The sequence below is a fragment of the Methylobacterium sp. WL6 genome (assembly GCF_008040095.1).
GTDB lineage: Bacteria > Pseudomonadota > Alphaproteobacteria > Rhizobiales > Beijerinckiaceae > Methylobacterium.
The window spans coordinates 1-7111 of record NZ_VRVH01000238.1 but is presented as its reverse complement, the minus strand read 5'-3'; the positions used below and the strand labels follow the sequence as shown (position 1 = coordinate 7111).

Below are 7111 nucleotides of genomic sequence, written 5' to 3'. Positions count from 1 at the left end.
TGACCCCCCACGACGAGTGGGACTACGACGGCATCAACGAGATGATCCTCACGGATCAGAAGGTCGGCGGCAAGGAGACCCCGCTGCTGACCCACTTCGACCGCAACGGCTTCGGCTACACCCTCAATCGCGCCACCGGCGAGCTCCTCGTCGCCGAGAAGTTCGACCCGGTCGTCAACTGGGCCTCCAAGGTCGACATGGACCGGGCGTCCCCCGGCTACGGCCGGCCGATCGTCGCCGAACGCTACTCGCCCGAGCGGACCGGCGAGGACGAGACCACCACCGGCATCTGCCCCGGCGCGATCGGGGCGAAGAACCAGCAGCCGGCGGCGTTCTCGCCCGGCACGGGGCTGTTCTACGTGCCCACCAACCACATCTGCATGAGCTACGAGCCGTTCCACGTCACCTACACGACGGGCGTGCCCTATGTCGGCGCCACCGTCGGGCTGCAGCCGCCGCCGGGCGAGTCCCGCACCGGCGCGTTCGTCGCCTGGGACGGCGTCGCGGGGCGGATCGCATGGTCCCTGCCCGAGCCGTTCTCGGTCTGGTCGGGCGCCCTCGCCACCGCCGGCGGCGTGGTCTTCTACGGCACGCTCGAGGGCTACCTGAAGGCCGTCGACGCGGCGACGGGCAAGGAACTCTACCGGTTCAAGACCCCGTCGGGAATCGTCGGCAACGTGATGACCTACCGGCACGGCGGCCGTCAGTACGTAGCGGTGCTCTCGGGCGTCGGCGGCTGGGCCGGGATCGGCCTGGCCGCCGGCCTCACCGACCCGGCGGACGGCGCCGGCGCGGTCGGCGGGTACGCGGCACTGTCGGATTATACCGCGCTCGGCGGCCAGCTCACCGTCTTCGCCTTGCCCGTGCGGTGACGAGGCTGCGATACCAATCTGTGGGTGAATTTCCCACATCAAGCAGAAACATGTGCGTCGCACGATGTCGCTCCCGTTCGAGGAGCCGATCGATTCGATGCCGGATTCGCCTGCCACGCCGCGACGCTCGCGCCGGCGCGACCTTCTCGTCGCGATCGTGCTGACGGTGTGGATCGTCGCCGTGGCGCGGACCGAACGGACCGCGCAGCTGACCCCGCCGGTCGTGTCCTACGCGGCGGCCTCGCGCTGAGGCAGATCTCACAGCGTTCCATCCGGGCGCTGCCCGATCGGCGCACCGGGCGCCGGCGCGCGGCCCAGGTCGAGACGCAAGGGATGGCCGCCCGAAAGCCGGACCCGCGTCGGCTCCGTGCCGGTTTTCGTGTCTCCCTCCCCCGACGCCGATCCGGCCCCGGAGCTTAGTCCATAAGCGAATTCAAAATAGGAAAATAAACTGTACATTCCCGCTTTGTTCCGGTAAATGATCCTCATCGAAGGCGATTCGGATCGATGCCATGGCCAGACAACCGAGGATCGGTGAAGAGGTCCGGCAACTGAAGGGGCTTCTGGCCGGGCTCTCCCTCGACACGAAGCTGCTCCGCCTGGAGCAGGCACTCCGGCGAAAGGATTGGTCTGACCAGCCGCGCGCTCCTTTCGGTCAGCCTAACGGTGGGCAATGGATTGCCGGCGGCGGTGGGGATGGGAACGCCGTCGATCCGGACGTGCTGCGGCTGATCAAGCCGCAATGGGCACAGATGCCCGCAGCCGAGCCCACGCAGATTCGCGAGGAGACCCGTCTCGACGACGGCACCGGCATCCTCTCGATCCGCATCCGCGCCGGCCGGCGCGACTTCGACGAGCAGCACGCGGTCACCGCGCCGGACGGCGAGAGCCGGGTCTTCGAGACCCTCGGGGCGACGCAGACGATCCGCGACGGCGTCTCCGGCGAGATCCTGGGGCGCAGCACCTTCACGGCGAACGGCGCCGAGCCGGACGCGACGGTGCAGCCCGCCTTCCTGCAGGCGGTTCCGCTCGCCCTGGCGGCCGTTCGGGTCCTACGGACGCTCGAGCTCGCCGGCACGCTCTTCGCGACGCTTTCGGCGCAGCGGGGTCGCTACGGCACCGTCCTCGGCACCACGGCGCACGAGTTCCGTGGCGCCGAGGACTTCAAGCACATGCCGGCGATCTGGGTTGGTCCGCTCGACCAGGCATCCCTCGACGCCGCCTGCCCGAAGACCGGTGAGATCCAGACCCAGCTCGACGCGGTCGCCATGTCGGTTCGACAAAGTGGCGCGTATCGAACGCCGCAAGCCATTGGCACCGCGATCCACGTGCTGATGGATCGTTGGGCAAAAGCCCAGAACATCGCCGATTTCAAATCGGAGCTGTCGATCCTCAAGACTGGAGACGAAGGCTTGTATGGTCAGTCCGGCACGAGCCGCCTCGACCAGTTTCATAGCCCACAGCCGACCGTCGCCTGCGTCTACGACTACAAGACGGGGCTTCGCGGCCTCGGTTGGTCCGATTCGGTGCGTTACGCGACCAGGGCCAAGATGCTGTTCCCCAAAACGCAGCGGATCATCGTCATACAGATGCGGGAGTCGCGATGACGACCAAGAAGCAGTTGGCTCGGCTTTTCCGGGACGTGCTGAAGCACAATCCGGATTGGGTCCAAGTGAAACCGTATGCGATCTGGATCCGCCCGATCCGCCATTGTATCGCGCAGATCTACATCTATCGCGGCAGGTCTGCCGATGTATTTTGGCCCAGGTTCAGTATCGCGCCCTTGTACTGGAGTGGCGCGAACTGGGATTGGAATGTCGGCAGTTTTTCCGAGGGGTTCCGACGCGAGCCTCTACCTGCCCCCTTCACGCGGGACTACTTCCTCCAGCCCGATTACGAGCGCAGGCCGGAATTTCCCCAGCTTGCCGCCTGGGCGGCCACGGTCGGGGACTTCGCGTGGGCAGATCCCGAAATCGGCCGCATCTTCACGCGCGCGGTCGAGGAGCAGGTCCTGCCGCTGCTGCGCCCGATGGCCCTCGACCACCATGCCTATTTGGACTTCTACCGCAGCCATATCATCCCTCGCGGTAACGTTCACGACGAGCAGCGCATGGCGATCGCGCTCGCGGAGGGCGCGCTGGACGAGGCGCGCGAGTTCCTGGGCCAGATCTGGCGGTGGTACGAGAGCGACACCTACGGCGATTACGAGCCGCCGGAGATCCTCGACTATCCCAAGCGCGGCGCGCGCACGCAGCGCGCCATCGAGGCCTGGGAGAAGGCCGGCCGCTGCACCGACTACCGGCGCCGCCGCCGCCGCATCCTCGAGATCGTCGAACCGCTCCGCACCGGCGACCGCGCGGCCATCGCGGCGATCCTTCACCGCTGGGAGGCCGAGGCGGCGCGCTTCCACCAGGCCGAGCGCTGGTGGGAGCCGACGCCGTTTCCCATCGAGGAGGGGCTGGCCTGAGCGACCGTCGATCCGACCTCATGGAGGCCCTTCCATGGTCCAGGATCGCTCCTCGAGCGATTCCCGGGTCGTCCGGCTGCTTCGGGTCGAGGCGACGCGCAGCCGGAAAACGCTTGAATTCTTCGCGTTCACCCGCTAGATCGTTCCTCATCAGTTCTGGTTGCAGTCGCGAGGCTGCGGTTCGGGAGTGGGCCCCACCGGGTCCGCTCTTTTTTATTGCCGCAAGCCCCTCTCCTGTCCTCCGGAGCGCCGCCCCATCAGCGAGCCCGATCCTGAGCGCAGTCATGTCAGAGCCGACCGCCGTCCCCTCGCCCGAGCCGTCGGCTGAGCCGACGGAGAAGCGTCTGGTCCGCGAGACCGGCGTCGCCGCGCGCGTGGCGCAGGTGATCGAGGGTCCGATCGAGGGGCTCGGCTTCCGCCTCGTGCGGGTAAAGGTGTCGAGCGCGAACGGCTGCACCGTGCAGATCATGGCCGAGCGGCCGGACGGCTCGATGTCCATCGACGAGTGCGAGACCGTGAGCCGCGCGATCTCGCCGATCCTCGACCTCGATGACCCGGTCGGCATCGCCTACTATCTCGAGATCTCCTCGCCCGGCATCGACCGTCCGCTGGTCCGGGTCTCCGACTTCGCCCGCTGGGCCGGCTACGAGGCCAAGATCGAGCTCGCCGTGCCGCTCGGCGGCCGCAAGCGCTTCCGCGGGATCATCGGCGAGCCGGACGCGGCGGCGGTCACCGTCCCGGTCGACCTGCCCGACGTCAAGGAAGGCCTGCCGAGCCGGGTCTCGCTGCCGCTGCGCGACCTCGCCGATGCGCATCTGGTGCTCACGGACGAACTCGTGCGCGAGTCGCTGCGGCGCGGCGGAGGCCCGGTGCAGGACCTCGACGAGGCGCTCGACGACGACGAGGCGGAAGACGCCCCGGCCCTTCCGCCGGCGCCGTTCCCGAAGCGGCAGAAGGCTTCCGCCAAGCCCAAGGCGGCCAAGCCGAAGCCCGCTTCGGACGCGCCCAAGAAGCCCGTGACCACCAAGGCGGCCCGCCTCAAGGACCGCGACTCGCTTCACTAGAGCATCGCCGCCCGCCCCGCTTGCAAAGCGGCGACCGGGGCGGCACCCCAAGAGAAGGACCGACACAGATGGCCGTCGTCAGCGCCAACCGGCTCGAACTCCTGCAGATCGCCGACGCGGTCGCCCGCGAGAAGGTGATCGATCGCTCCATCGTGATCGACGCGATGGAGGAGGCGATCGCCAAGGCGGCCCGCTCGCGCTACGGCGCCGAGACCGATGTGCACGCCGAGATCGACAACAAGACCGGGGCGCTGCGGCTCTCCCGCCACCTCCTCGTGGTCGACCTCGTCGAGAACGACGCCCGCGAGATCACCCTCGACCAGGCCCGGCGCTACAATCCCGGCGCGCTCGTCGGCGACGTGATCTCCGACACCCTGCCGCCCTTCGATTTCGGGCGCGTGGCGGCCCAGTCGGCCAAGCAGGTCATCGTCCAGAAGGTGCGCGACGCCGAGCGGGACCGTCAGTTCGACGAGTACAAGGACCGCATCGGCGAGATCGTGAACGGCCTCGTCAAACGCGTCGAGTACGGCAACGTCATCGTCGACCTCGGCCGCGGCGAGGGCATCGTCCGGCGCGACGAGATGATCCCGCGCGAGACCTTCCGCCCCGGCGACCGCATCCGCTCGTACCTGTTCGACGTGCGCCGCGAGGTGCGCGGGCCGCAGATCTTCCTGTCGCGCTCGCATCCGCAGTTCATGGCGAAGCTCTTCGGCCAGGAAGTGCCGGAGATCTACGACGGCATCGTCGAGGTGAAGGCGGTCGCCCGCGATCCGGGCTCGCGCGCCAAGATCGCGGTGATCTCGCGCGACGGCTCGATCGATCCGGTCGGCGCCTGCGTCGGCATGCGCGGCTCGCGCGTCCAGGCGGTGGTCGGCGAGCTCCAGGGCGAGAAGATCGACATCATCCCGTGGTCGGAGGACCAGGCGACTTTCATCGTCAACGCGCTGCAGCCGGCCGAGGTCGTCAAGGTGGTGCTCGACGAGGAGGCCGACCGCATCGAGGTGGTGGTGCCCGACGACCAGCTCTCGCTCGCCATCGGGCGCCGCGGCCAGAACGTGCGCCTGGCCTCGCAGCTCACCGGCTGGGACATCGACATCCTGACCGAGGCCGAGGAGAGCGAGCGCCGCCAGAAGGAGTTCGCCGAGCGCACCACCGTGTTCATGGGCGCGCTCGACGTCGACGAGACCGTCGGCCAGCTGCTCGCGGCGGAAGGCTTCCGCAATGTCGAGGAGATCGCCTACGTCGACATCCAGGAGCTGTCCTCGATCCAGGGCCTCGACGAGGAGACCGGCGCCGAGATCCAGGCCCGCGCCCAGGATCACCTCGCTCGGATCGAGCAGGAGCACGACGACCGCCGCACCGAGCTCGGCGTGCAGGACGAGCTGCGCGAGATCGACGGCCTGACCACGCCGATGCTGGTCTCGCTCGGCGAGAACGACGTGAAGACGATCGAGGATCTGGCCGGCTGCGCCACCGACGACCTCGTCGGCTACACCGAGGGCCGCGGGCCGGAGGCCAAGCGCCACGCCGGCTACCTCGACGGCTTCGAGGTCTCGCGCGCCGAGGCCGAGGCCATGATCATGGCCGCCCGCCTCCGCGCCGGCTGGATCGAGGCGCTGCCCGAGCCCGAGGCGACCGAGGACGCGGCGGAGCCCGCCGAGGCCCAGGCCAACTGACGACGCGAGGTCGGGCGATGATTCAGGTCGCTCAGCCGCCGGCTGACGAGGGCATCGAGGACGTCGTCCTCGATGCCGGGCCGAATCGTGGCCGACAGGGCGCGCTGCGCACCTGCATCGTCACGCGCACCGCGCAGGCGCCCGACGCGATGATCCGCTTCGTCCTCGGGCCGGACGGCGCCGTCGTGCCGGACCTGCGCGCCCGGCTTCCCGGCCGCGGCGCCTGGGTCAGCGCGCGCCGCGAGGACGTCGCGACGGCCGTGAGGAAGCGGGCGTTCAACCGGGCGTTCAAGACGCAAGGCGCGACAGCCTCCGCCGACCTGCCCGACCGGATCGCCGAGGGGTTGCGGGCCGACCTGCGGCAGGCGATCGCGCTGGCCAACAAGGCCGGCTGCATCGTGACCGGCTTCACCAAGGTCGAGGCGGCGATCGGCGCGCAGCCGCGCGTCGCTGCCGTGATCCATGCGTCGGACGCCGCGCCCGACGGTCGCCGCAAGATCGCGGCGGCATTGCACCGGCGGCACGGCGATGCCATATCCCGCATACCGATCGTTGACGATTTGTCCGAAGACGAATTGGACATGGCCTTGGGTCGGGATCATGTGATACACGCTGCGCTCGTCGCAGGAGTCGGGGCCGCCGGCTGCCTGGCGCGTTGGCGTCGGCTACGCTCCTTCGAGGGCGTCGCCGCGGCGATCGAGGAGCGCGGATCCGCCGGATACGGCGGGGATGCTCCCCCTCTGCAAGACGATGCCGTGACGGATCAGGCCGGCGCTCCGCGGGTTGCCGGTTCACGCGACGATGGAAACCCTCAGGGTTCAGGCTGAATGAGCGATACGAATAATCCGGGCGACAAGACTCTGAGCAAGACTCCTGCGAAGCCGCTTTCCTTGAAGCGTCCGATCGAACAGGGGACCGTGCGCCAGAGCTTCTCCCACGGCCGCTCCAAGCAGGTCGTGGTCGAGACGGTGAAGCGCCGTGTCATCGGCGCGGCGCCGGCGCCCGTCGCCCCCATCGCGGCCCCGACACGGG

At 68.9% G+C, this 7111-nt stretch carries 8 protein-coding genes; all 8 read left to right on the top strand.

Going from position 1 to position 7111, the window contains the following annotated elements; genetic code table 11:
• Nucleotides 1-872, top strand: an 872-nt coding sequence (locus tag FV230_RS21965) for a PQQ-binding-like beta-propeller repeat protein (RefSeq protein WP_147843912.1), incomplete at its 5' end; no start/stop codon positions are given.
• 97 nt (nucleotides 873-969) lie between these two features.
• A complete protein-coding gene (locus tag FV230_RS29880; protein WP_187275581.1) occupies nucleotides 970-1122 on the top strand; it encodes a hypothetical protein in 153 nt (50 codons plus the stop codon).
• Between the two features lie 262 nt (nucleotides 1123-1384).
• On the top strand, nucleotides 1385-2479 hold the full coding sequence (locus FV230_RS21960; protein ID WP_147843911.1) for a hypothetical protein: 1095 nt from the start codon (nucleotides 1385-1387) through the stop codon (nucleotides 2477-2479).
• Complete coding sequence (locus tag FV230_RS21955) at nucleotides 2476-3339, top strand: DUF615 domain-containing protein (protein ID WP_147843910.1); 864 nt, start codon at nucleotides 2476-2478, stop codon at nucleotides 3337-3339. Before FV230_RS21960 ends, FV230_RS21955 begins: the two co-directional genes overlap by 4 nt.
• A gap of 284 nt (nucleotides 3340-3623) precedes the next feature.
• Nucleotides 3624-4403 (top strand): ribosome maturation factor RimP, encoded by a 780-nt coding sequence (gene rimP / locus FV230_RS21950; protein ID WP_246694952.1) that lies wholly within the window; start codon nucleotides 3624-3626, stop codon nucleotides 4401-4403.
• 68 nt (nucleotides 4404-4471) lie between these two features.
• Entirely contained in the window at nucleotides 4472-6079 is a 1608-nt protein-coding gene (nusA, locus tag FV230_RS21945; RefSeq protein WP_147843908.1) for a transcription termination factor NusA, read from the top strand.
• Between the two features lie 17 nt (nucleotides 6080-6096).
• On the top strand, nucleotides 6097-6906 hold the full coding sequence (locus tag FV230_RS21940; protein WP_147843907.1) for an RNA-binding protein: 810 nt from the start codon (nucleotides 6097-6099) through the stop codon (nucleotides 6904-6906).
• The coding region (locus tag FV230_RS21935) for a translation initiation factor IF-2 associated domain-containing protein (RefSeq protein ID WP_147730011.1) at nucleotides 6907-7111 on the top strand (205 nt) is incomplete at its 3' end.

What these genes read in the sequence shown, in the direction of transcription:
- FV230_RS29880 (WP_187275581.1), top strand. Translation starts at nt 970, where the DNA reads ATGCCGGATTCGCCTGCCACGCCGCGACGCTCGCGCCGGCGCGACCTT.
- FV230_RS21960 (WP_147843911.1), top strand. Translation starts at nt 1,385, where the DNA reads ATGGCCAGACAACCGAGGATCGGTGAAGAGGTCCGGCAACTGAAGGGG.
- FV230_RS21955 (WP_147843910.1), top strand. Translation starts at nt 2,476, where the DNA reads ATGACGACCAAGAAGCAGTTGGCTCGGCTTTTCCGGGACGTGCTGAAG.
- rimP (WP_246694952.1), top strand. Translation starts at nt 3,624, where the DNA reads ATGTCAGAGCCGACCGCCGTCCCCTCGCCCGAGCCGTCGGCTGAGCCG.
- nusA (WP_147843908.1), top strand. Translation starts at nt 4,472, where the DNA reads ATGGCCGTCGTCAGCGCCAACCGGCTCGAACTCCTGCAGATCGCCGAC.
- FV230_RS21940 (WP_147843907.1), top strand. Translation starts at nt 6,097, where the DNA reads ATGATTCAGGTCGCTCAGCCGCCGGCTGACGAGGGCATCGAGGACGTC.